Consider the following 24,470-nt stretch of genomic DNA (forward strand, 5'->3'; position numbering starts at 1 on the left):
GGATCCAGCCGTGTGATTGATGAGGTAGTACATCGCGACACTTGCCCGTGTGTCCATAGATGTCGTTAGAAATTGCTCATCTGATGGTTACTTCTACGTTCCCTGATGTGACGGTCAGTCGTGACCGGAGAGCTTTACCGGAATGCCGCTGCGGGGGTTGGGATGTTACAGTTTGCGAAAAGTTGCAGAAACGAATTTCACGGCGGGTGTCGGACGCCGATCGGCTTGCGCCTGATTCGGCCGCATGGTGGGGTGGCTCATTGATGGACGGTGAACTCACGCAGACCTCACGCTCCCGCTCCGACGGGACGGCGATTCGGCTGGCCGACATCGCCGCGCAGGCCGGGGTCAGCGAGGCCACGGTCAGCCGGGTGCTCAACGGCAAGCCCAGCGTGTCGCAGGCGACCAGGCAGGCGGTGCTGACCGCGCTCGACCTGATGGGGTACGAGCGCCCGCAGCGGTTGCGCCAGCGCAGCAACGGGCTGATCGGCCTGGTCACCCCGGAACTGGACAACCCGATCTTCCCGGCGTTCGCCCAGGCCATCGAGAAGGCGCTCACCCAGCACGGCTACACCCCGGTGCTCTGCACCCAGCTGCCCGGCGGCGCTCCCGAGGACGAGTTCACCGAGCTGCTGATGGACCGCGGGGTCAGCGGCATCGTCTTCGTCTCCGGGCTGCACGCCGACACCACGGCCAAAATGGATCGTTACACCCGGTTGACCGAGCGCGGACTGCCGATCGTCCTGCTGGACGGCTACAGCGAGCGGATCGATGCCCCCTTCATCTCACCCGACGACCGGGCCGCGGCGCGGCTGGCCGTTCAGCACCTGGTCGACCTGGGACACGAGCGGATCGGCCTGGCCGTGGGGCCACGCCGGTTCGTGCCGGTGATCAGGAAGATCGAGGGGTACCGGCGGGCGATGGCGCAGTTGCTGGGGGCGACGGAGGTCGATGAGCTGATCTCGCATTCGCTGTTCTCGGTGGAGGGCGGGCAGGCGGCGGCGGCGCAGCTGCTGGCGCGTGGCTGTACGGGGATCGTGTGCGCGTCGGATCTGATGGCGCTGGGGGCGATCCGGGCCTGCCGTGACCGGGGGCTCTCGGTGCCGGGGGAGGTGTCGGTGGTGGGGTTCGACGACTCGCCGTTGATCGCGTTCACCGACCCGCCGCTGACCACCGTGCGCAAACCCATCGGCGCCATGGCCTCGGCGGCGGTGGCCACCCTCCTGGAGGAGATCAACGGGGTCCGCGCCAAGCACGTCGAGCTGATGTTCCAGCCCGAGCTCGTCGTGCGCCGCTCGACCGGTTCAGGCCCGCTGGTCAACCGCTAGGCACGCTTGTCGTGAAAGGTCCGAGATGAACAGCGGTCACGACGTCGTCGTCATCGGCGGCACCGGGGTCGACATCACCGCCTACGTGCCCTCGCTGCCCCTGCCGTACGCCGACACCTACGCGGTCCCTCCGGTGGTGGACCGGATCGGCAACACCGGCAGCGGGGTCGCCCTCGGCTGCCACGCGCTCGGGTTGAGGGTCAGGCTGGTCGACCTGATCGGCGACGATCCGCAGGGCCGCTTCATCCGGGCCCATTTCGAGGCCAGGGGTGTGGAGGCCAGCTGGGCGCTCGCCCCGCAGGGGACCCGGCGCAGCATCCTGCTCGTCGGCCCCGACGGGCGGCGCACCTCGCTGTTCGACCCGCGCGCCGCGGCGGGCGAGCGGCTGCCCAGGGAGCTCTACCTGGACGCGGTCCGCGCGGCCCGGCACGTCCACGTGTCGATCACCGACTTCTCCCGGCACGTCTACCCCGACCTGGGCTCCGGGTCCGTCTCCACCGACCTGCACGACTGGGACGGCGAGAACGACCACCACAGAGACTTCGCCTACTCCTCCGACCTGGTCTTCCTGTCGGCCACCGCCCTCGGCCCGCGCCGCGACGAGGTCATGCGCGACATCCTGGCGCGCGGCCGGGCCAGGGCCGTGGTCTGCACCGAGGGTGCGGAGGGCTGCCACGTCCTCGACGAGAACGGCCTGCGAGGCTTCCCCGCGGCACCGCTGCCGGGGCCGGTGGCCGACAGCAACGGCGCCGGGGACGCGTTCGTCTCCGGCGTACTGTACGGCCTGCTCTCCGGGCGCTCCCTCGACGACTCCATCCCCCTCGGGGCCCTCGCCGGGGCCCACGCCTGCACGTCGGAGGGCACCCACGAGAACCCCATCAGCGAGCCGGACCTCCTCGATCGTGCCGGGTGACCCTTCTCCGACCGGGAGCTCCACGCGGGCCTGGTCGCCGCGCGGATCCCGGCGGCCGGCCTCCCCGTCGCGGCAGACGTCCGACTCGCCGGCACACCGTTCCGCGGACAGGGAAGGCTCTACGATCGACCCATGACGCTGACGGTGCTGACGGGCGCGGGGATCTCCACCGAGTCCGGGATTCCCGACTACCGAGGGCCGAACGGCGTGTGGCGTAAGGATCCCGATCACGAGAAGCTCGTCACCTACGACCACTACATGGCCGATCCGGAGATCCGGCGGCGCTCGTGGCTGATGCGCCGCGACAACCCCGCCTGGCGGGCCGAGCCGAACGCGGCACACCGCGCCCTGGCCGGCCTGCCCGACACGTGGATCATCACCCAGAACGTCGACGGCCTGCACCAGCGGGCCGGGTCGCCGCCCGAGCGGGTGCTGGAGCTGCACGGCAACATGTTCGGCGCCCTGTGCACCGCCTGCGGCGCCACCTCCACCACGCGGGAGGCGGTCGAGCGGATCCTCGCGGGCGAGAGCGACCCCGCCTGCCGCGACTGCGGTGGCATCCTCAAGACGGCCACCGTGATGTTCGGCCAGGCCCTTGACACGGCCACCCTCACCCGGGCGATCGAGGCGGCCGAGAAGTGCGAGGTGTTCGTCGCCGTCGGCACCTCGCTGCAGGTGCAGCCCGCCGCCTCCCTGGTGGGCATCGCCGTCGGAGCGGGCGCCCGGCTGGTCATCGTCAACGCCGAGCCGACCCCCTACGACCATCTGGCCGACGAGGTGATCAGCGACCCCATCGGCGTCGCGGTCCCCCGCCTCTGCTCGTCTCTCGCCTGACGGAGGGGGCCGGCGGACGACCCCCGGGCGGGGCGCCGTGTCCGGTGAACGGGAGCCGTCAGGATCGAACGGAGGAGGATGACGGCCATCCGCCGGGTATGCCCCGGGCAGGCCTCACACGGAGATGTTGACGACGCTGGTGAGGATGACCGCCGAATCCTCGGCGGCCTCAAGTGAGTGACGTCGCTGCGGGATCGGGGTGGCCTGGCCCGTGCTGACTTCGACGCTCTGCCCCTCCTCGACGATCCGTACCCGCCCGGACAGGACGTGCAGGCTCGCGGCCGGCGGGGCGTCGTGGTCCCCGAGGACGGTTCCGGCGATCAGCGCGATGACCGCCTGGCGTAGCGTGCCCTCGTTGAGGTAGGTGTGGGCGCTACGGCCGTGCGCGCTCTCCCTGGCGAGGGCGAGATGTTCCTCGGCGAGAGCCAGTACGTCGATCATTGAGGTTTCCTCCCGGTCGTTCTGAGCCTGCCCTGGGTGAGGAATGCGCAGCGCCAGGCGGAGGTAAAGTCATCCGTCCCGGGTGGGGGGCCGTTCGCCGAAGCGGATGGCCCGGAGCAGGTCCGCGGCGGGACGGTCGAGGATCGTGACGCCTGTGGCCGGGGGGAGCACGCCGCCGCGGGCGCGCTCGATGAGCACCCGCCAGCGGCGGCAGTGCCGGGCGAAGGTGGTGCCCGTGACGACCCGGCCGCGCGAGAGTTGTCCCTCGCGGGCCGCGCTCGGCTCCACGTCGAGCAGGATCAGATGGATCTCGCTGCCGACCCCGCGCGCCAGCCAGGCGAAGCCGTACAGGATGTGCGGCCAGGTGCCGCGGGTGTGCGCGACGACGCCGTGCCCCCGCAGCAGGGCGCGGGCGATCCGCGCCACATGGGTGGTGTGCACGATCGGGGTGCGGGCTCGCGGGGGGATCGGGCCGAGATAGCGGGCCCACCAGTTGCGGGACTGACGGGAGTCGATGACGCGGACCTCACCGGCGCGGACCGGTTCCCTCTCGTCGCCGCGCAGCCCGTACAGCCGGTCGAGCAGGGTGCTCTTGCCCGCACCGGGGAGCCCCGCGAGGAGCACCAGCGTCCCGGCCGGATAGTGCAGCTCCTCGACGGAGGACTGGCCGGCCGATGTGGTGGCCATCGGGTGCACCTCGCAGGAAAGGGGATTCCCCCCATCATGCGTCCCGGGGCACCGCCACGGTGGAATCCGGTTCGCCGCCGATTCGGCGGGCACCGGAGGGGACTGCGCCCGGGCGGAGGAACACCGGGAAGGCGGTACCTGCGGGAGACCGTCGGTGGGCATGCTCGCTCCTCGAATGCGCTCGGTCATTCGAGGTCTCCTTCACCCGCACCTCGCGGGCAACCGTCCGGGGACGCCACAGGGCGTCCGTACTGACCGGGGCGGTTCTTGGGAAGTACTCCCCTCGTTCGTTCAAGGGTAGGGGAATCCGGGCGGTGGCGCGGTCACCGGAAGGAGACTCTCCGGTAAACGCGCGGCGCCGGCACCTTTTGGCGGTGGGGTGCCGGCGCCGCCTGCGAGGCCCAGGGCCCTCGTGCCCGTCGGCCGTCCGTCAGTAGCCGGAGTTGCCGGAACCGGAGCCGTGGGAGCTTGAATGTGAGGGCGAGGGCGCGGGGGAGGCGCCGCCGGAGGGGGAGGCCGTCGGGGTGGCGGCGCCCGCGGGCCGGATCAGGCCGAGCAGGCCGTGGGTGCCACCGTCGCTGCCGGCGCTGAACCACAGGGAGCCGGCGCCGCCGACGGCGTCCGTGCCGGGTTCCAGGTCCCACAGGCCGCCCAGGGTGATGGGCCTGCCGTCGGCGGAGCGCAGCGGGCCGAGCGGGCGGCCGTTGCGCGGGTTGTAGGCGTTGATCCGGCCGTCGCCGAAGTTGCCGACGAGCAGGGCTCCGGAGTGGGCGCCGAACCCCTTCGGGGCCGGCGTCATCGCCCAGGGCGCGTTGAGTGCCCCCCGCGCGGCGAAGCGGCCGACGAACCGGCCGGAGCCGTTGAACTGGCTGATGAACCCCTTGCCCTGCCCGGCCACCGACTTGCCGGTCTCGGGGTCGCGCTTGGCGTACGCGACGAGGATGGAGCGGCCCACGACCTCCACGTTGAACGGCGCGTAGTCGTCAGGCAGGCCCGGGTCGCGGAACGCGCGACGGCTGGTCATGATCCGTTCGAAGTCGCCGTCGAAGACGTGGATCCGGTTGCCCGCGAAGTCGGCGGCCAGCAGCAGCGGCCCCTGGTTGGTCTGGGCCAGGGCCAGGCCCTTGAAGTCGGCGCCCTTCACGAACGCGCTGATGATCGCGTCATCGGGGTCGGCCTCGGCGTTCCAGCCGGTGATCGCCCCGCTGGGGCTGGCGAAGATGAACGTCGCGGGTCCCGAACCGCCGGGTCCTTTGACGACGAACTCCTCGCCCATGTTGACGACCTGCCCGGTGGGCCTGCCGCCGGGGACGCGGACCTGGGTCCTCTCCTGCTTCACGGTGCCCGCGCCGCCGGAGTAGACCGTGGCCAGGCCGCTGCCCGCGGCCGAGACCCAGAGGGTCTTGCCCATGGCCAGTCCCCACGGGTTGATCAGTGCGGGGTCGGTGACCGCCGCCCGTCCGCTGACGTCCGAGACCAGGTTGGTGACCGAGAAACGGCTCTGCGTGCGTTGCGTTCCGGCCTGCGCGTGGCCGGTCCAGGATTTCGCCTGACCGGTTCCGGCTCGGGCCTGTTTCGCTCCGTTCTGCGCCTGCTGGGTTCCGGCGGACGCCGTACCGGCGACGCCCACGACCAGAACCGTGGCGCAGATCGTGACGATGCGTACTCGCATTCATGGCTCCTCTGTGAGGGAGTGCCTTTCGCCGCGAGATACGCGCGGGGTCCGTACCCGGTTCAGCCCGTTTCCCGGTGGCCGGGACCGGCGAGGAGCCGGCCGAGCGGAAAAGGGATGGCCCATGGCCGCCGGGTAGGGCGGCCATGGGCCTGATCTCACGAGCGTCACACCGGGTCACGGCCGGCTCATGACCGCGGGCGAGCCAAGGGAGGACAGGCACGCCCGCGGAGTCCTGCCGGCGAGCTAGCGGCGGAGGGCGGCCGCCTCGGTGGCCAGCTTCTCGATCCGTGCGTAGTCACCGGTGGCGAGCGCGTCGGCGGGGGTGAGCCAGGTACCGCCCACGCAGCCCACGTTCGGCAGTGCCAGGTAGTCGGGGGCGGTCGCGAGCCTGATGCCGCCCGTCGGGCAGAACCTGATCTGCGGCAGCGGGCCGCCGAGCGCCTTCAGGTACGGCAGGCCGCCGGCGGCCTCGGCCGGGAAGAACTTCATCTCGGTCACCCCGCGCTCGGCCAGCGCCATGACCTCGGACGCGGTCGCCGCGCCGGGCAGGAACGGCACCCCGCCGGCCGCAAGGGCGTCGAGAAGTTTCGGGGTGGTTCCCGGGCTGACCAGGAAGGCGGAACCGGCCGCCACCGAGGCGGCCACGTCGGCCGGGGTGCGGACGGTGCCCGCGCCGACCACCGCCTCGGGGACCTCGGCGGCGATGCGCGCGATGGCGTCCAGGGCGGCGGCGGTGCGGAGGGTGACCTCGATGGCCGGCAGGCCGCCCGCTACCAGGGCACGGGCCAGGGGGACCGCGGTCTCCGGGTCGTCGATCACGACCACCGGGATGACGGGGGCGATGTCGAGCAGGCTACTCACACGTACTCCAGGTTGGACAGGTGTTGGTTCAGCCACGCCGCCGCGCCGACCAGGGCGGGCTGTGGGGCCACGATCAGCGTGGTGGCGATGCCGGAAAGGTAGTCGTTCAGGGTGGGGGTGGCTTCGAAGCGGCGGCGGAAGTCGCTGGAGCGGACCCGGTCCACGATACGTGGCAGCACGCCGCCGCCCAGGTAGACCCCGCCCCGGGCACCGAGGGTCAGGGCGACGTTGCCGGCGAAGGTGCCGAGCATGGCGCAGAAGACCTCGATGGTCTGCGCGCACAGCGAGTCGTCCATCCGGGCCACGATGTCGGAGGCCGACAGCCTCGGCGCGTCCACCCCGCGGACGAGGGCGAGCCCCCGGTGCAGGCGCGACAACCCCGGCCCGGAGAGCAGGTGCTCGGCCGCCACGTGCTCCATGCCGTCCGCGCGCAGCGCCCGGACGATCTCGTGGTCGCGCTCGTCGAGGAGCGGCATGGTGACGTGGCCGCCCTCCCCGGGGATCGGCACCCAGCCCTCGGCGGCGGGCACCAGGCCGCCCACGCCGAGGCCGGTTCCGGGCCCGAGCACGGCCTTGACGCCGCGCGAGGGCTCCGGGCCGCCCAGACAGACCAGGTCCTCGCCCCGCAGGTACGGCAGGGACGCGGCCAGGGCCTCGAAGTCGTTGAGCAGCCAGGCGTTCGGGATGCCCAGCTCGCTCACCGACCCCGTCCACCCGGCGTTGGTGAGCCGGTAGCGGTCACCGTCCACGGGTCCTGCGATCGCGATGCACGCGGCTCCCGGCCGAACTCCGCCCGCATGGTCTGCGAGATAAGCGGCTACGGCTTCGGGAAGGCCGTCGTGTTCCGCGCCCGCGAGCACGGCCACCGTATCGGGCTGACCACCGGCCTCGGTGACCAGTCCGAACCGGGCGTTGGTGCCGCCGACGTCCGCGACGAGCCAGGGAAGGCTCACATGATCTCCTTCGCGGGCCGTACGGGGGAGACGGTGTGCGCGGTCATGCCCGGCCGCCGTTCGCGACGGCCTCGGCGTGGCCGTTCAGGGGGAAGATGCCCGCGCCGCGCTCGGCCGGGCCCGCCGCGCGGCGGAAGGCGCCGAACAGCTCGCGGCCGGTGCCCACCCACTGGGCGTCGGTGAGCGGCGCGCCATGCGGGGACCGGGCGGCCAGCTCGTCGGCGGGGAGCAGCAGCTCCAGGGTGCCGGCGGCGGCGTCGAGGCGGATCGGGTCGCCGTCCAGCACCAGCGCGATGGGGCCGCCGTCGGCGGCCTCCGGCGACAGGTGGATGGCGGCGGGGACCTTGCCCGACGCGCCGGACATGCGGCCGTCGGTGACGATCGCCACCCGCTGTCCCCGGTCGAGCAGCACCGCCATCGGCGGGGTGAGCTTGTGCAGCTCGGGCATGCCGTTCGCGCTCGGTCCCTGGTATCGGATGACCGCGACGAAGTCCTGCCCGTCGAGCTCGCCCGCGTCGAAGGCGCGCAGCAGCTCCAGCTGGTCGTCGAAGACCTTGGCGGGGGCCTCGATGACCAGGTGCTCGTCCTTGACCGCGGAGACCTTGCTGACCGCGCGCCCCAGATTGCCGTTGAGCATGTGGATGCCGCCGTCGGCGGAGAACGCGTCGGAGACCGGGCGCAGCACGTCCAGGTCGGTGCTGCCCTCGGTGCGCTCCTCCCAGACCAGCTCGCCGTCCTTGAGCTCGACGGCCGAGCGATAGTGGTCCAGACCGCGCCCGGCGACGGTCAGCACGTCGCCGTGGAGCAGCCCGGCGTCCAGCAGGTCGCCGATGAGCACCTGCATGCCGCCCGCGGCCTGGAAGTGGTTCACGTCCGCCTGGCCGTTGGGGTACATGCGGGTCAGCAGCGGCACGACCTTCGACAGCGCGGCCAGGTCGTCCCAGAGGAGTTCGATGCCCGCCGCCGCGGCGATGGCGACGATGTGCATCGTGTGGTTGGTCGAGCCGCCGGTCGCCAGCAGCGCCACGCAGGCGTTGACTATCGCCTTCTCGTCGACGACCTCGCCCACCGGGGTGTACTCGTCGCCGTGCGCGGTCAGTTCCACCGCCCGCCTGCCCGCCGCCTTCGTCAGGGCCTCGCGCAGCTCGGTGCGCGGGTTGACGAAGGTCGAGCCCGGCAGGTGCAGGCCCATGACCTCGATCATGACCTGGTTGGAGTTGGCGGTGCCGTAGAAGGTGCAGGTGCCGGGGGAGTGGTAGGACTTCGCCTCGGCGTCGAGCAGCTCGTCCCTGCCGACCTTGCCCTCGGCGAACAGCTGCCGGGTGCGGGCCTTGACCTTGTTGGGCAGGCCGGAGGTCATCGGCCCGGCGGGGACGAACACCGCGGGCAGGTGGCCGAAGTGCAGCGCCCCGATCAGCAGGCCGGGAACGATCTTGTCGCAGACGCCGAGCATGAGGGAGGCGTCGAACATGTCGTGCGAGAGCGCGATCGCGGTGGCCATCGCGATGACCTCGCGGCTGTAGAGCGACAGCTCCATGCCCGCCCGGCCCTGGGTGATGCCGTCGCACATCGCGGGCACGCCGCCGGCGAACTGCGCGACGCCGCCGGCCTTCCGGACGGCCGCCTTGAGGATCGCCGGGTAGGTCTCGTAGGGCTGGTGTGCCGAGAGCATGTCGTTGTAGCTCGACACGATCGCCACACCGGGCTTGACGCCTGCCCGCAGGTCGCGCTTGTCGCCTTCTCCCACGCCGGCGAAGCCGTGGGCCAGGTTGGCGCAGCCCAGGCTCGCCCTGGCGGGACCGCGCCGGCGGGCCGCCTCGGCCTCGGAGCGCAGCCGGGCCAGGTACGCGGTACGGCTGGGGCGGCTCCGCTCGACCAGGCGGTCCGTCACTTCTTGGATCACGGGATGCATCCGGCCTCCTGCGTCACGGTCGGTTCGGTCTGTGTGCTGTTCCCGGCCGCTCAAGCCAGTCCCTCCCCGTGCCAGGTGCGGCCGCTGCGGCCGACGAGTTCGTGGGCCGAGGCGGGGCCCGCGCTGCCCGCCGGGTACGGCTCGGGGGCCGTGCCCCGCGACTCCCACTCGCTGATGATCGGATCGATCCACCGCCAGGCGGCCTCGACCTCGTCGCGCCGCATGAACAGGGTCGGGTTGCCCGCCAGGACGTCCATGAGGAGTCGCTCGTAGGCGTCGGGCACCCGGCCGGTGAAGGTCTCGGCGAAGCTGAGGCCGAGCGGGACCGGCTTGAGCGCCACCTCGCCCGCGCCGGGCTCCTTGGCCATGATGTTCAGCTGGATGCCCTCGCTCGGCTGCAGCCGCAGCACCAGCCGGTTGGGCGTGCTGCCCGGGAAGATCGAGTGGGGCACGTCCTTGAACTGCACGACGATCTCCGAGCAGCGGTACGGCATCCGCTTGCCGGTGCGCAGGTAGAACGGCACCCCCGCCCAGCGCCAGTTCTTCACCTCGGCGCGGATCGCGGCGAAGGTCTCCACCCGCCGGGAGGCCTCGGTGGGGGCGGTGCGGTCGGGCTCGTCGAGGTAGCCGGGGACCCGGGCGCCGCCGGACTCGCCCGCCGTGTACTGGCCGCGTACGGTGAAACGGTCGACCTCGCCGCCGGTGACGGCCCGCAGCGACTGGAGGACCTTGACCTTCTCGTCGCGGATCGACTCGCGGTCGTTGCGCGAGGGGGGCTCCATCGCGACCAGGCAGAGCAGCTGGAGCAGGTGGTTCTGCACCATGTCGCGGAGCGCGCCCGCGTGGTCGTAGTAGCCGCGCCGGCCAGGGGTGCCCACGGTCTCGGCGACGGTGATCTGGACGTGGTCGATCCAGAGGGAGTTCCAGATCGGCTCCAGGAACGCGTTGGCGAACCGGAGCACGAGGAGGTTCTGGACCGTCTCCTTACCCAGGTAGTGGTCGATGCGGTAGACCTGCCGCTCGTCGAAGATGGCGCCGACCTCGTCGTTGATGCGCAGCGCGCTGGTCAGGTCGCGCCCGAGGGGTTTCTCCAGCACCACTCGTGAGGCGGGGGTGACCAGACCCGCGCGGTGTGCCTCCCGACAGAACGGGCCGAACGTCATGGGCGGGCTGGCCAGGTAGAAGACCCGGGCGCGGTGCTCGTACCCGGCGAGCAGCCCGGTGAGCCTCGCCCACCCGGTCGGGTCCTGGCCGCCGATGTCGACGCTGACGTGGTGCAGGCGGCCGAGGAAGCGCTGCCAGGTGCCCGGGTCGTCCACCGGCACCGAGTCGCGCACCTCCGCGTCCACCTTGCCGCGGAAGTCGGCGTCGTCGAGCCCGCCGCGGGACATCGCGATGACGCGGGTCGCGGGGGCGAGGAGGCCGTCGCGGTCTGAGTGGTAGAGCGCCGGGAGGAGTTTCCGCATGGAGAGGTCGCCTGTGCCACCGAAGACGATGAGGTCGGCGGGTTGCGGGGTCTCGGACATGGGGGAGCGCTCCGTGATGATCTACCGAAATTAGGGATAGATCGGACAGTAGCCATATCTTGCGCTCTACACAAGCCGAGTTTTGTCATTTGAGATGAGAAAGTACGACGTTTTCATTTCCTAAGCAGGTGTGGTTCACTTAGCCGATGCCTCGACGTCCCGCTGCCGCGCTGGCCACCAGCGGTGAGGTGCTACGCCTCATCCGCTCCGGTGAGGCGGTCACACGCGCCGACATAGGGCGCGTCACCGGCCTGTCCAGGCCGGCCGTGTCCCTGCGCGTCACCGAGCTGCTGGAGCAGGGCCTCGTCGTGGAGGACAGCGAGGGCCCCTCCACCGGAGGCCGTCCGCCCACCCGCCTGGTCCTGAACGCCTCGGGTGGCCTCGTCCTGGTCGGCTCGCTGGGCGCGAGCCGCGCGCAGGTCGCCGTCTGTGACCTGGCGGGCGAGGTGGTGGCCCGCGCCGGACTGTCCGTGGACGTGGAGGAGGGTCCTGACGTCGTCCTCCCACTGGTCATGCAGACCTGGAGTGAACTGCTCGGCGACCGCCCGGCCTCCCTGGTCCGCGGCGTCGGCCTGGGTGTCCCGGCCACCGTCGAGTTCGCGGCCGGGCGCACCGAGAGTGCCCGGATCATGGCCAGCTGGACGGGGGTGGCCATCCCGCCGATCATCGCCGAGTGCTTCCCCGTTCCCGTCCTCCTCGACAACGACGTGAACGTCATCGCCATCGGCGAGCACCGCGCGATCTACGCGGGTGAGGCCGACGACCTGCTGTTCATCAAGGTCTCCACCCGGATCGGCTCCGGCGTCATCGCCGGCGGCGAGATCCTGCGGGGGGCGCTGGGCGCCGCCGGGGAGATCGGGCACATCCCGGTCCGCGACGGCGGGGGAGTGCTCTGCCGCTGCGGCAACATCGACTGCGTCGACTCGGTCGCCAGCGGCACCGCGATCCTGCGCGAGCTCCGTGCCCGGGGGTACGAGGTCAAGACCATGGCCGACGTGGTGAGCCTGGTCCGGGCCGGCGACGCGGAGACCATGACCGTGGTCCGCAACGCCGCCCGGATGCTCGGCGAGGTCGTCGCCAGCGCGGTCAACCTGCTCAACCCCGCGGTGGTCGTGCTCGGCGGCGACGTGGCGGAGACCTTCCAGCCGATGGTCTCAGGGGTTCGCGAGGTGATCCACCGCCGCTCGACGGCCCTGGCGACCCGTAACCTGCGCATCGAGCGCAGCCGTCTCGGCCCGGGCGCCGGGATCATCGGCTGCGCCCACATGGTCCTGGATCACATCCTCTCCCCCGAGGCCGTCGACTCCGCGGTCTGGCAGGCGGTCCGCCCCGTTCGCTCCCTGGCCTGACAGCCCTCGGCCTGACGAACCGCCCCGCCGGGCTCCGCCGCCTGGCGGTCAGGCCATCGGCGATCAGGTGCCGGCCAGGACGAGGCAGAAGTCACCGGTCGGGTCGGTGTAATGGCCGATCATCCCGAATCCGGCGGTGACCAGCTCTTGCCGCAGGCCCTCAGGGCGGAACTTGGCGCTGATCTCGGTGCGCATCTCCTCCCCGGCCACGAAGGAGACCCGCAGGCCGAGATCGGGAATCCGCACGCGCATGGCGCGGCTCGCGCGCAGCCGCATCTCGATCCACTCGTGCCGCGCGTCGTACAGCGCGACGTGCTCGAAGGCGTCCGGGTCGAAGTCGGCGCCCAGCTCCCTGTTGATCACGTGCAGGACGTTCCGGTTGAAGGCGGCGGTCACCCCGCTCACGTCGTCGTAGGCCGCGACCAGCCGGTCGGTGTCCTTGACCAGGTCCGCGCCGAGCAGGAAGGTGTCGCCGGGGCGTAGCGTGGCGCGCAGCTCCTTCAGGAAGACCTCGCGTGCCGCCGGGGCGAGGTTGCCGACGGTGCCGCCGAGGAAGGCCACCAACCGCCGTCCGGTACGGGGCAGCAACGCCAGGTGCGCCTCGAAGTCGGCGCAGATCGCGCGGACGGTCAGGCCGCGGTAGCGCCAGGCGAGCCACCGCGCGGCGTCGCCCAGGGTCGCCCCGTCGACGTCCACCGGGGTGTAGACGCGCAGCGTCCCCGTCGCGGAGAGGGCGTCGAGCAGCAGCACGGTCTTCTCGCTGGTCCCCGAGCCGAGCTCGACCAGGGTGTCGGCGCCGGAGCGCGTGGCGATGTCGAGGGCGTGCCGGCGCAGGATGGCCAGCTCGCGGCGGGTGGGGTAGTACTCGGGCAACCGGGTGATCCGGGAGAACAGCTCGCTGCCGGCCTCGTCGTAGAACCACTTGGGCGGCAGCCACTTGGGCGTGGACGTCAGCCCGGTGCGGACGTCGTGTTCGAGTGCCTGGTGAAGGTGGTCGCGGCCGAGATGGTCCACCAGGTGTACGGCTGACTGGCTGACTGACACGGGGCCTCCTGGGGCTGTGGGTCACGGGTCCCGCTCGCCGGTCCGTGACCGGGGTGCTGTGCTTTCCTGTGGTCCGGCTCCTTCCTGTCGTGGTGCTGCCGCGGTGCTGTCGCGGCCCTGCCACGGCTCTGTCACAGTGGCTGGACGCGCACGCCGTCCGCGGAGGCGAGGACCAGGGTCCGATCCGGTACGGCCTGCCAGCCGGGCCGGTCGTCCAGCGGTTCGCTCGCCACGAGCACGCCGTCGCGCGGGTGGTCCCCGAGGTGGAGGAAGAGCGTGTCGCCCCAGGCGGTCGCGGCGATCGACCGGCCGTCGCAGGCGAGCAGGTTCAGCCGGGCGTCGGGATCCTTCACCCCGGCGTGGGTGACGACCTCCATCAGGGCCTCGCCGAGCGGGTCGCCCGCGCGCCGCCGGGTGAACACCGCGGCGGCGAGCCACGCCGAGTCGCAGGAGCTCTCCGCGTCCTCGGCGAGTTCCCTGACCGCCTCCCGCGCCACGCGGCCGTTGTGGCTGAGCAGCCACGGCCCGTCGGCGAAGGGCGCGGTCGCGCTCTCCTCGATCGGCATCCCGGCGGTGGCCGACCGTACGGCGGCCAGCAGGCAGCCGGAGCGGGCGACCCGTGCGAGGTCCGTCAGGTTGGCGTCCGCCCAGATGGGGACCGTACGGCGGTAGCGGACCGGCTCGGCGCGGGAGGCGTCGTACCAGCCCATGCCGAAGCCGTCGGCGTTGACGGTGCCGTAGCGCTGCAGGCGCGGGGCGTGGGACTGCCGGAGCAGGCCGTGGCCGGGCTCGTGGATCAGCGAGGACAGCGGACGGGGAGCGCCCAGCCAGGCCGCGTGGCGGCACATCTACCGCTGCCCCGGTGAGCGCCCGGAGAAGTGCTCCGGGGAGTGGCCCGGGGATTCCCCTGGTGAGTCCTCGGGGAAGGCCGAGCGGGCACACCGGAAGCCGGAGAAGATCTGCCTGCGGGCAGGACGGTCCCAGTTCCTGAACGTGGTGCGGGCCACGGCCGGGTCGGACGCCCAGGATCCGCCGCGCAGCACCCGGTGTCGAGAGTCGAAGAACACCTCGCTGTACTCGGGGTAGGGGAAGCTGCGGAAGCCGGGATGGGGCAGGAACCACGAACCGGTCCACTCCCACACGTCCCCGATCATCTGCTCGGTGCCGTAGGCGCCCGCCCCCGCGGGGAAGGCACCGAGCGGTGCGGGCCGTGCCGCCCTGTGCCCGAGGTTCGCCGTGGCGGGCCCGGGATCGTCGTCCCCCCACGGATATCTCCGCGCCCGCCCGGCCTCGGGGTCCCAGCCGCAGGCCTTCTCCCACTCGGCCTCGGTGGGCAGCCGCCTGCCGGCCCACCGGGCGTAGGCGTCGGCCTCGTACCAGCACACGTGCTGGACGGGCTCGTCCATGGGGACGGGTTCGGTCCGGCCGAAGCGGGTGCGCCACCAGGTGCCGCCATCGGCGATCCAGAACAGCGGGGCGAAGGCGCGGCTCCGCTGCAGCCAGAGCCGGCCCTGCGGAGACCACCAGCGGGGGTCGTCGTAGCCGCCGTCGGCGATGAAGTCCGTGTAGGCGCGGTTGCCGACGGGGAGCCTGTCGATCCAGTAGCCGGGCAGGTCGAGCCGGTGGGCCGGGCGCTCGTTGTCGTAGGCCCACGACAGGGTGTCGGTGCCCATCGTGAAGGGACCCGCGGGAACGAACACCTCGTCGGTACCCGAGGGCCGGCCGGGGGGCAGTTCGCCGTCGCGGACCAGGCCGGGTGCACCGGACAGCTGCAGGGTGGCGAGCATCGTCTCGTCGTGCTGGTGCTCGTGCTGGATCACCAGGCCGAAGACGAAACCGTCCCGGTGCAGGGGGTCGGGACCGTGCGGGTCGATCGCGTCCAGGACGTCCAGCACCCGGCCGCGCACGCCCTCGATGTAGCGGCGCGCCTCCATCGGTCCCAGGATGGGCAGGGCCGTGCGGTTCGCGCGCGGATGCCGGAACGCGTCGTACAGGTCGTCGATCTCCGGGCGGAGCGGGGTGATCCCGCCGGCCTGCCGCAGCACCCACAGCTCCTCGTAGTTGCCGACGTGCGCCAGGTCCCACACCAGCGGCGACATCAGCGGCGAGTGCTGCCTGACCAGCAGGTCGTCCTCGGCGTCGGTGTAGGCGGTGGACCGGCTCCGCGCGGCGGTCAGCCCGGCGGCGATCCGTTCCTTGAGGTCGCTCATCAGATACCTCCGTGCTGGAGATTCCGCTCCCCGGTCCCGGGCAGGTCCCGAGCCGGCCTTGACGAGGGCGTCAGATCCGTCCTTCCTGGGCCAGCCAGTCGGGCAGGCGCCGTTCCGGCCCGCCGGCCAGGTTCAGCAGGTCGGCGGCCGGGGAGCGGCCGGGGCTCACGTGGCGGTTGGCGAACGCGGCGACCTCGCAGACCAGGGCCGGTGTCGCTCCCAGCCTCGGCAGCGCCGCGAGGGCGGCGCGGAAACAGGCGTCGGCGGCCCTGCGCAGCAGGGGGTCGGCCAGGCCGCGGCGTGCCGCCCGCAGCCACATCCCCGCGCACGGCTCGGCCGCGGCCAGCGCCGCGTCGGCCGCGCGGTCGTCCGTCACCAGGGCGTGGGTCACCGCCGCGCACACCGGCCAGCTCGCCGGGTGCTGGGCGTCGAGGTAGCGGATCTCCAGCCAGCCGCGTGGCCGTACGGGCGGGAAGAGCGTCGTGGCGTGGTAGGTCAGGTCCGCCAGGGTCGGCGGCCGCGCGGACGCGGTCAGCCGGTCGCGGAAGGTCGAGCCGTCACGGACCGGGCGGTACCGCGCGTCTTCGGGACTCTCCGGGTTCTCCGGGTTCTCCGGGTTCTCCGGGGCCTCGCGCACGGCCATGAGGCGGGCGTTGAGCAGGTACTCGGCCCAGTCGGCGGCGGGGTCGCCGCCTGTGGGGACAGCGGCCGTGCGAGTGCGGTCGAGCCGATCCCACACCGCCTGGCGGCCCGACATCCACCCGCACGGCCGGCTCCCGCTGAGCGGCGAGTTGGCGAAGGCCGCCACCAGGACGGGACCCAGCAGGTGGGCGCGCTCCCACCGGGTCGCGGGTCTGGTACCCAGGTCCAGATTGACCTGGATCGAGGCCGTCGAGCACATCATCAGCGCCCCGTACGGCATGCCGAGAAACTCCGCCATCGCCTCGTACCGGGGCAGGCGCAGCTGCCGCCACGCCGGCCGCAGCGGGTCGAGTCCCACCCCGGCCGGCACCAGGCCGGCGTCCCGCAGCGCTCCGCGCGCGGCGGCCACATCGGCGGTGAGGCGGGTGATCGCGTCGGGCAGCGAGCCCGGTGGCCCGGAGAGCTCCAGCTGGCCGCCCGGCTCGAAGGTCACCACACTCCCGCCGGGTAGCGGCGGCAGGACTTCGGCGATCCTGGTCCACGGAACCTGGCGGGCGGGAGCCGTGCGGTCGAAGACCAGGAACTCCAGCTCGACGCCCAGTTGCTCGCCGGGGGAGGCGAGAAAGCACTGTCGGGCGAAGGCCTCCACGTCCGAGGCGTTCCGGATCAGCGTGTTCTCGGTCGCCAGACCAGTCATCCCCGTCCCCTTTCAACATTTATCTGCGGATCTACAGACTTGTACGATGTTCAGGGGGTGGGCGGTGTCGGTGAGTGACGACGATGTGGCGCTCTGTTCCGGCTCCCGGGCGTCGCGGTGCCATGTCCGGTGAGACGTTCGGAGAAGCGGTTAGGTGCCTAGGGGGAAAGTTCCCGTTATGGGCGATTTCGACACATTTCTCGATCCGGCCGGTCGCCCGCCGCGGCGTCCGTGACCGGGCCGGAGGCCGTGTGCCGCCGGCCGCGCCGCTGTATCGCTGTGCCGCGCGGTGTCGTCAGCGGTCCCCGAATGGGTGGCCGCCGGGGAGAAGCGCCGAGACCTCCTCCGGGCCGGGCGGCTCGGGCCAGCCCGTGGCCGGTCCGGTGCCGGAGGGGGCGGGGCCGGAAGACCGCAGGCCGGAAGACCACAGGCCGGAGAGGCCGAGGACCGCGCAGGCCAGCCAGTGCTCGCCCGGCTCGTGTTCGCCGCGCAGTGTGGGGATGACCGTGCGCGGGACGATGACGTTGGTACCCGGCAGGGGGAGGACCAGCTCCCCGCTCCGGGTCCCGCGGAGATCCTCGATCACGCACAGCCCGGCGGGGGAGTCGAGGCGGGCGTGGCCGGGGCCCTCGGCGGTGCGGTGCGCGGCGGGGTCTCGGTCGACGGCGAACGCCCCCTCGGCCGACAGCAGCCCGCGCCCCGACCGCAGGCGGTGCACCCGTACGTGCCACGGAGGACGCGGGAGCAGCCAGGTGTCGACCTCCACGTCCGGCCATGGTGTCCAGCGGGCGTGGAGCAGGCCGCCGGGTGAGGAGAAGTCCTCGGGCACCTCGCAGGGCCGCCAGTGCGTCCCGTCGTCGCTCAGCGCCAGGGTGCTGTCGAAGGCGCCCTGCTCCAGCCCCCACGAGCCGCCCGGCACGCTGAACCCGAAGGACGTCGAGTAGGCGAACTTGGCGTACTTCGCCGCGCCGTGCCGCACCCACGTGTGGTGCTGCCCCGCGCTCAGCATGACGACCTGCCGTCCCCGCTCGCACCGCATCAGCGCGACCCCCGCCTCCGGCTGGACGCTGGTCGCGGCGAGTTCCCGCGCCGCCTCCTCATCGGCCGTCCAGAAGGGATGCCCGGCGGCGAGTGCCAGCGGCAGGAACGCCTTCAGCGCCCAGTACGGGGAACCGGGGGCGTTGTACTGCTCGGCGAGAGCGGGCTGGGCGTAGCCGTATCCCAGGGTGAGCAGGCCGCCGGAGTCGCGGATCGGCCGTCCAAGCCACCAGCGCAGATGCCGCATCAGATGCCCCTTCACCTCCCCCCACGGCAGGGCCTCGACTCCGGCGAAGGCGAGGGCGCCCCAGAAGGCTCCCTGCGCGAAGCGGTAGGTCAGACTCCGGCCGAAGGGCACGGCGGCTCCCCCGGAGGTGAACCAGTGCTGGAAGTCCAGCGCGAAGGCCGCCGCCCGCTCACGCAGGCGCCCGGCGCGGCCGGGATCGCGGTCGGCGGCCAGGGCGGCGTAGACCAGGCCGTAGTAGTGCATCGCGAAGGGGACGTAGTAGTCGCGCTGGGCGGTGGGGCCGTCGCTGTACCAGCCGCCGCCCAGCGCGAAGGACTCCAGCCGCTCCAGACGGGCGAGGTTGGGCCCGGGGTCGAAGCGCACCCCGACGCGGTCCAGGCCGAGCCCCACCATGACGGGGAAGAACTGCCAGTTGTTGTCGACGGCCTCGGCGTTCATCGAGTGGAGCAGCCAGGCCGCGAGGCCGTCGCGTTCCCGGCCGCTCAGCGGGTCCCACACGGCCTCGGGCGCGAGGGCCAGCGCCAGGCCGATCGCGGCGGTCTCCACCAGCCGTTGGTCGACGTCGGTCACCGCCCCCCAGAACTCCTCGTGCCCGGGATCCGTCCCGGTGGCGAGCCCTCGGCGCCAGAGCTCCCAGTGCTCGAAGGATCCCCCTCCGGCCGCCAGCGGCGCCAGCCCCCACAGCGGGCGGGCGAACGCCTCCAGTTCGGCGGCCGCGTCGCCGTAGTGGGCCGTGTTGCTCCCGAGCCGAAGTCGTGCCCGACCCGGACTGAGGTGGGGGACCAGTGGCAGGACGAGTTCGGTCACGAGCCGGCGCATGTCCTCACGGTCACGCGGTGTCCCGCTCCCGCCCGCCCCCGGCGCCGCCGATGACGTGGCTGATCGTTCCACTGTCGCGGAACCCTCCTCTGGTGATCGGCGACCGTGGCCGCCGGAGGCCCTGCCGTCCGGGCCGGACCCGCGCTGAGAGCGCGGTCAGCTCTTGAGCCCGGTGAACGCGATCCCCTGCATGATGCGGCGCTGGAAGATCAGCAGGACCACGATGACCGGGATGACCGCCAGGGCGGCGCCCGCCATGATGTAGTACGCCCGTCCGGACTCGCTGCTGGCCAGCTGCTGCAGGGCCAGCGGCAGCGTGTAGAGCTCGGGGTCGTTGAGCACCACCAGGGGCCAGACCAGGTCGTTCCAGTGGAAGATGAAGCTGGTGATCGTCACGACCGCGAGCACCGGCTTCGACAGCGGGATGATGATGCGCCAGAAGATCTGCATCCGTCCCGCGCCGTCGATGCGCGCCGCCTCCTCCAGCTCGCCGGGCAGCGACATGAAGAACTGGCGCAGCAGGAAGATGTCCAGGACCGAGGCAACGTTGGGCAGGATCAGGCCCCATCCGGAGTCGAACATGCCGAGCGCCTGGGTGACGTGGATGCGTGGCACCAGCAGCGTGATCGTGGGGACCATCATGCCCGCGAGCAGCACGACGAACAGCTTGTCCCTGCCGGGAAAGGGGATCCTGGCGAAGGCGTAGGCGGCCAGCGCGTCCACCAGGAGCTTGCCCGGAACCAGTATCAGGCAGACCCAGACGCTGTTGAGGAACGCCTGGCCCAGCCCGCCGACCTGCAGGACGTGCTCGTAGTTCTCCAGCGTGGGCGACCACTCACCGGTCTTGCGATCCAGCGGAAGCAGGCTGGGCACCTTGGTGTAGACGTCCGAGCCGTGTTTGAAAGAGGTCGCCAGCATCCACAGGAACGGGATCACCGATATGGCCGCCAGCAGCACCAGGGCGATGTAGACGGGCGCGAGCCGTGCTTTCCCGGCCGTCCTCACGACGCCTCCTGCTTGACGAACTTGAACTGCAGGGCAGTGATGATCATGATGAAGAGGAACAGGATGAACGACATCGCGCAGGCCGCGCCCATCGCGTCGTAGCGGAACGCGAACAGGTACAGGTGCAGGACGTAGGTCAGGCCCGACTGCTCGGGGCCGCCGGTGACGCTCCTGCCGCCGCCGCCCGAGAAGATCACATACACCAGGCCGAAGACCTGCAGCGCCGCGATCACGCCGGTGACCAGCAGGTAGAAGGTGGTGGGACGCAGCATCGGCACGACGATCTTCCGGAACCGCTGGACGGGGCCCGCACCGTCGATGATCGCGGCCTCGCGGATCGAGTCGGGGATGCCCTTGAGCCCGGCGAGGTAGATGATCATTGAGATGCCGCACTGCCAGGCGGCGATGAACGACAGGGCCGGGATGACCAGTTCGGGGGTGTTGAGCCAGTTCTGCCCGGGGATGCCGAACAGGCCGAGAAAGCTGTTGACCAGCCCGTACTGCGGGTCGTACAGCCAGCGCCAGATGGCGCCCACCGCGGCCTCGGCGGTCACGACCGGCAGGAACAGCAGCAGCCGGAAGAGGTTGGAACCGCGGCGGATCGTGTTGATCAGCAGCGCCTGGGCGAGCGCGGTGACCAGGGTCAGCGGTACGGCGATCAGCGTGTACTGCAGGGTGACCCGGATCGACTTCCAGAAGTGCGGATACCGCACGTCGTCGAAGAGCAGGTCGGAGTAGTTGGCCAGTCCCACCCAGTTGGGCGCCGACCGCAGGTTCCAGTCGGTGAAGCTGTAGTACAGCGCGGCCAGCGCGGGGTAGAGCAGGAAGATCACGAAATAAATCACCGCGGGGGCGATCAGGAGCCACCCGATGACGTGGTCGCGCCGCCCGAAACCCGGGCGGCGGCGCCGCCCGGGGAGGGGCGTCACGGCGGGCTTGTCAGCCAGCACCGGAGATGCCACGTTTGCCTCGCTTTCGCGTTAGCCGTTCCAGCCGAGCAGCGCGCGGGTCTTGGTCGCCGCCTCGGTCAGCGCCTGCTGGGAGGTGACCTTGCCGCTCAGCGCGGACTCGATCGCGGGGGCGATGATCTCGTCGTTGATCTGGATCCACTCCGGCAGGGCCGGCCTGGCATGGGCGACCTTGAGCTGCTCGAGGAAGGCCGCCTGGTCGGGCCCGAAGGTGGCCGCGTCCCTCTCCGCCGCCGCCACATTGGTCGGGAAGCCACCCAGCGCCTGAGCCAGCGTGGTGTTGTTGTCGGCGTTGGTCAGGAAGGTGAGCCACTTCCACGCCAGCTCGGGGTTCTTGCCCTTGCTGAAGACCACCGCGTTCTCGCCGCCGATGTTGCCGGCGGGCTCGGTCTTGTACGGCAGCGGGGCGGTGCCGAACTCCAGGTCGGGGAACTGCTCCTTGATGTTGGCCACGTCCCACGGGCCGGAGATCATCATGCCGGCCAGACCGTTCTCGAAGGCCTTGTCCGAGTCGGTGATCGCCCTGGGGGAGGACGGCAGCAGATCCACCCAGAGCTGGAGCGCGTCGACACCGGGCTGCTGGTCGAACAGGATCTTCTTGTCCTTCTCGTCGACGAGGGAGCCGCCGGCGCCCGCGAGGAAGCCCGGCCACATCCAGCCGCCGTAGCCGTCGCCCTTGGGCACCACCATGCCCGCGACCTTCGGATCGTCCTGGTGGACCTTCGCGGCCGTCTGCTTGAGCTCGTCCCAGGTCTTGGGCGGCGTCGGCACCAGCTTCTTGTTGTAGAAGAGCGCCACCGCGGTGTGGTCCAGCGGCAGGCCGTAGATCTTGTCGTTCACCTTGTTGGTGTTCAGGGCGCCCGCGTAGTACGTCTTCTCGTCGACGGTGCCGGCGGGCATCTCCCTGATGGTGCCGTCGAGCGCGTACCTGGCCACCAGCGGCTGGTCCAGGATGCCGACGTCGGGGACGGTGCCGGCGGCGACGGCGCTGCCCAGCTTGGTGTTGTAGTCGTCCTTGGGGATCTTGACGATCTTGACGGTGACCTTGTTGGCCTTCTCGAAGTCGGTGCGCAGCTTCTCGACGACCTCCCCCGCCTGCGGGGTGCGGTCCTGGAACATCCAGTAGGTCAGTGTGGTGGCCTCCGAGGCCGTCCCGTTGTCGCCGCCGCATGCGACAAGCCCGGCCAGCAGTGCCATACCCGCCGCGGCCCCTGTGACTCTCCTGATCATTTCTTCCTCCTGTTGGGGGGTGCAACGGAGGATAATGTAAGGTGTGAAAAAAGTTCAGTCCCCTTGAGAAACGCTTTGGTAACACGGAGGAGAGGGAGGTGTGGGTCATTCGTGAGGTGTGGTTCCCGGGGAGCGGGGCGCCGGGTGGACGCCCCGTCGCGACGGGGCGTCCACGGCCGGGCCGCCCGCTACGCGCGAGCCCCTGAGGTGCCGCGAAGACGGTACGGCGGGAATTCCGGGCGGTTCACGCCGGGGAGAACGTCACGACGTCTTGTACTTCAGGGTGTAGGAGCCGGAGCCGCTCGCGGAGGTCACCCGGTAGCGGTAGTAGCCGCGCGTGCCGGTGTAGTTGATCCGCTCGTGGGATCCGGGGCTGTCGGAGGTGGCGACGGTGACCCAGCTCGTGCCGCTCCACTTCTGGAGGAAGAGGTCGAAGTCGACGTTGTCGGCGCTGTCCAGGCAGGCGGACTGCTGGCCGGGGGCCGCCGTCTGGTAGTACCTGTTGTTCGGCTGGTAGGCGGACTGGCCGTTGTTCAGCCTGCCGGTGACCGTCTTCGGGTAGCCGCTGCAGGGGGACGTGCCCGGCGGGGTGGTGCCGGCGGTCGTCAGGGCCAGGCCGTAGGCGGTGAGAATCTCGTTGACCGGCTGGAAGTAGGTGACACCGCCCCTCAGGCAGTTACCGGAGCCGCCGGAGGTGACCCCCTGGGCCTGGTCCACCGAGATGAACGAGCCGCCCGAGTCGCCCGGCTCGGCACAGACGTCCGTGCGTACCAGTCCGTAGACGGTGCCCTGGGGGTAGGTGACGCTGGTGTCGCGTTGCTGGATGGTGCCGCAGTGCCAGCCGGTGGTGGAGCCGGACCGGCAGACCGAGGCGCCCTCGATGGCCGGCCTGGAGCCGGCGACGGGCACGGTGTTCCCGGTGCCGTTGTTCACCGTGGGGGTGGGTGTCCAGTTGGCGTTCACCGAGACCCATGCGTAGTCGCTGCCCGGAAAGACCGACCCCTGGAAGACCCCCTGGGGGAGCCGGTTGGAGCCGCTCGTGGTGTCGCCCTTCTTACCGCAGTGACCGGCGCTGACGAAACCGTTCTGGGGGCTATGGGTCACCGAGAAGCCGATCGAGCAGCGCTCCGTGGTGCCGATGTAGTAGGCGCTGCCGCCCACGAGGTCGTCGAGCAGGCGGGGGGTCTCGTCGGAGGGCTCGACCCTCACCGCGACCGGGTCCGTGCCGGAGTTCTCCAGGACGTCTGTGGCCACTGCGGCCTCCTTGGAGAGGACGACCACCTTGTTGGTCCGCACGTCGATGTAGCGCACGGCTCCCGTACTCTCGCGAGCGGCCAGAGTGCTGTCCACCTGTTCCCTGATGGCGTCCAGGTCCGACAGGGAGCGGGTGACGATCTCCGCTCGGGCGCCTGTGGCGACGATCTGGGGGATGTCGGCCTCGGAGGTGGTGGCGACCACGAGTCGCTGCGCGACGGTTCCGACGAACCAGGAACCGGCGAAGCGCTCGCCGAGTTTCCCGCGCAGGTCCGCCTCGACCGCCGTCAGGCGGGCCTCGTTGACCAGGCGGGTCTGGGCCTGCTCCTTGGTGAGGTGCAGGTCGCGCTGGAGTGCCTCGATCATGCCCGCCGGTGGTTTCCAGGAGCCCGGGGTGTTCGCCTTCCGAGGCTGGGCGGCGACCGGGGCGGGGGCCAGAGTGAGCGCGGCGATGACTAGGACGCATCCCGTGGTGATGGCGTGTCTGCGGGACATGGGTCTCTCCTCGACCTCGGCTTTCCGGGCGTGAGGGGGGAGAACACCACGTATCGCAGGTTGATCATGCGATGTGGGCGACGCCATGCTAATCCAGCCGTTGCCGGTCAAGGCCTCAACGCCGCACGCCACGCGGAGGGTGATTTCGGCTGAGGTCCGCCGCCGTGTTCCGCTCGCGGCCCGGTTGGTCGCCGGCTACGCCGAGGTGACGGTCGCCGGACACAGGGGCAGGCGATCGTTTCTTCCTCGGGGAACGCTTTCGCGGGTCACCTGTGAGGTGGGGTTTTCGGGAAGCGGGGCGCCGGGTGGACGCCCCGTCGCGACGGGGCGTCCACGGCCGGA

Annotated in this window: 20 protein-coding genes; 4 read left to right on the forward strand and 16 right to left on the reverse strand. The window is 71.4% G+C overall.

Annotation, left to right across the window (positions count from 1 at the left end; translation table 11 throughout):
* Nucleotides 1–263: 263 nt before the first annotated feature.
* From ACWD3H_RS30045 to ACWD3H_RS30055, 3 genes are all read left to right on the forward strand, one after another.
* The gene (locus ACWD3H_RS30045; protein ID WP_451957390.1) at nucleotides 264–1,328 is read left to right on the forward strand and encodes a LacI family DNA-binding transcriptional regulator; all 1,065 of its coding nucleotides are present in this window, start codon (nucleotides 264–266) and stop codon (nucleotides 1,326–1,328) included.
* Between the two features lie 25 nt (nucleotides 1,329–1,353).
* Nucleotides 1,354–2,241: a carbohydrate kinase family protein gene (locus ACWD3H_RS30050; protein ID WP_451957391.1), complete on the forward strand. Its 888-nt coding sequence runs from the start codon at nucleotides 1,354–1,356 to the stop codon at nucleotides 2,239–2,241.
* A 132-nt stretch (nucleotides 2,242–2,373) separates the two neighbouring features.
* Entirely contained in the window at nucleotides 2,374–3,075 is a 702-nt protein-coding gene (locus ACWD3H_RS30055) for an SIR2 family NAD-dependent protein deacylase (protein WP_451957392.1), read from the forward strand.
* Between the two features lie 114 nt (nucleotides 3,076–3,189).
* Here the strand turns inward: ACWD3H_RS30055 and ACWD3H_RS30060 are convergent, their stop codons facing one another.
* The 7 genes from ACWD3H_RS30060 to zwf all read right to left on the reverse strand — a co-directional run bounded on the left by ACWD3H_RS30060 (nucleotide 3,190) and on the right by zwf (nucleotide 11,130).
* Complete coding sequence (locus tag ACWD3H_RS30060) at nucleotides 3,190–3,516, reverse strand: cupin domain-containing protein (RefSeq protein ID WP_350920514.1); 327 nt, start codon at nucleotides 3,514–3,516, stop codon at nucleotides 3,190–3,192.
* Nucleotides 3,517–3,585: 69 nt separating this feature from the next.
* Nucleotides 3,586–4,203, reverse strand: a complete 618-nt coding sequence (locus ACWD3H_RS30065) for an AAA family ATPase (RefSeq protein WP_355564751.1) — start codon at nucleotides 4,201–4,203, stop codon at nucleotides 3,586–3,588.
* Between the two features lie 430 nt (nucleotides 4,204–4,633).
* Entirely contained in the window at nucleotides 4,634–5,875 is a 1,242-nt protein-coding gene (locus ACWD3H_RS30070; protein WP_451957393.1) for a TIGR03118 family protein, read from the reverse strand.
* Between the two features lie 246 nt (nucleotides 5,876–6,121).
* The gene (gene eda, locus ACWD3H_RS30075) at nucleotides 6,122–6,739 is read right to left on the reverse strand and encodes a bifunctional 4-hydroxy-2-oxoglutarate aldolase/2-dehydro-3-deoxy-phosphogluconate aldolase (RefSeq protein WP_350920505.1); all 618 of its coding nucleotides are present in this window, start codon (nucleotides 6,737–6,739) and stop codon (nucleotides 6,122–6,124) included.
* Entirely contained in the window at nucleotides 6,736–7,692 is a 957-nt protein-coding gene (gene glk, locus ACWD3H_RS30080; RefSeq protein WP_451957394.1) for a glucokinase, read from the reverse strand. The genes eda and glk overlap by 4 nt, the downstream gene beginning before the upstream one ends.
* Before the next feature lie 43 nt (nucleotides 7,693–7,735).
* The gene (edd, locus tag ACWD3H_RS30085; protein WP_451957395.1) at nucleotides 7,736–9,604 is read right to left on the reverse strand and encodes a phosphogluconate dehydratase; all 1,869 of its coding nucleotides are present in this window, start codon (nucleotides 9,602–9,604) and stop codon (nucleotides 7,736–7,738) included.
* 50 nt (nucleotides 9,605–9,654) lie between these two features.
* Entirely contained in the window at nucleotides 9,655–11,130 is a 1,476-nt protein-coding gene (gene zwf, locus ACWD3H_RS30090; protein ID WP_355564766.1) for a glucose-6-phosphate dehydrogenase, read from the reverse strand.
* 146 nt (nucleotides 11,131–11,276) lie between these two features.
* Here zwf and ACWD3H_RS30095 point away from each other — a divergent pair, with 146 nt between their 5' ends.
* A complete protein-coding gene (locus ACWD3H_RS30095; protein WP_451957396.1) occupies nucleotides 11,277–12,479 on the forward strand; it encodes an ROK family protein in 1,203 nt (400 codons plus the stop codon).
* A 63-nt stretch (nucleotides 12,480–12,542) separates the two neighbouring features.
* Here ACWD3H_RS30095 and egtD read toward each other — a convergent pair whose 3' ends face one another.
* From egtD to ACWD3H_RS30140, 9 genes are all read right to left on the reverse strand, one after another.
* Nucleotides 12,543–13,523 carry an L-histidine N(alpha)-methyltransferase gene (egtD, locus tag ACWD3H_RS30100; RefSeq protein ID WP_355564770.1) on the reverse strand — a complete coding sequence of 327 codons (981 nt, stop codon included), beginning with the start codon at nucleotides 13,521–13,523 and terminating at the stop codon, nucleotides 12,543–12,545.
* Between the two features lie 131 nt (nucleotides 13,524–13,654).
* Nucleotides 13,655–14,371 carry an ergothioneine biosynthesis protein EgtC gene (gene egtC / locus ACWD3H_RS30105; RefSeq protein WP_350920487.1) on the reverse strand — a complete coding sequence of 239 codons (717 nt, stop codon included), beginning with the start codon at nucleotides 14,369–14,371 and terminating at the stop codon, nucleotides 13,655–13,657.
* Entirely contained in the window at nucleotides 14,372–15,733 is a 1,362-nt protein-coding gene (gene egtB / locus ACWD3H_RS30110) for an ergothioneine biosynthesis protein EgtB (protein WP_451957397.1), read from the reverse strand.
* Nucleotides 15,734–15,803: 70 nt separating this feature from the next.
* Nucleotides 15,804–17,072, reverse strand: a complete 1,269-nt coding sequence (gene egtA, locus ACWD3H_RS30115; protein WP_451957398.1) for an ergothioneine biosynthesis glutamate--cysteine ligase EgtA — start codon at nucleotides 17,070–17,072, stop codon at nucleotides 15,804–15,806.
* A gap of 295 nt (nucleotides 17,073–17,367) precedes the next feature.
* Complete coding sequence (locus ACWD3H_RS30120; protein WP_451957399.1) at nucleotides 17,368–19,176, reverse strand: DUF2264 domain-containing protein; 1,809 nt, start codon at nucleotides 19,174–19,176, stop codon at nucleotides 17,368–17,370.
* 156 nt (nucleotides 19,177–19,332) lie between these two features.
* Nucleotides 19,333–20,181, reverse strand: coding sequence for a carbohydrate ABC transporter permease (locus ACWD3H_RS30125; RefSeq protein WP_030909114.1), 849 nt, complete (start codon nucleotides 20,179–20,181; stop codon nucleotides 19,333–19,335).
* Nucleotides 20,178–21,143: a carbohydrate ABC transporter permease gene (locus tag ACWD3H_RS30130; RefSeq protein WP_355564786.1), complete on the reverse strand. Its 966-nt coding sequence runs from the start codon at nucleotides 21,141–21,143 to the stop codon at nucleotides 20,178–20,180. Before ACWD3H_RS30130 ends, ACWD3H_RS30125 begins: the two co-directional genes overlap by 4 nt.
* 18 nt (nucleotides 21,144–21,161) lie before the next feature.
* A complete protein-coding gene (locus tag ACWD3H_RS30135) occupies nucleotides 21,162–22,379 on the reverse strand; it encodes an ABC transporter substrate-binding protein (protein WP_451957400.1) in 1,218 nt (405 codons plus the stop codon).
* Between the two features lie 261 nt (nucleotides 22,380–22,640).
* A complete protein-coding gene (locus tag ACWD3H_RS30140) occupies nucleotides 22,641–24,128 on the reverse strand; it encodes a S1 family peptidase (RefSeq protein ID WP_451957401.1) in 1,488 nt (495 codons plus the stop codon).
* Nucleotides 24,129–24,470: the final 342 nt, after the last annotated feature.

Source organism: Streptosporangium sp. NPDC002607, assembly GCF_053592655.1.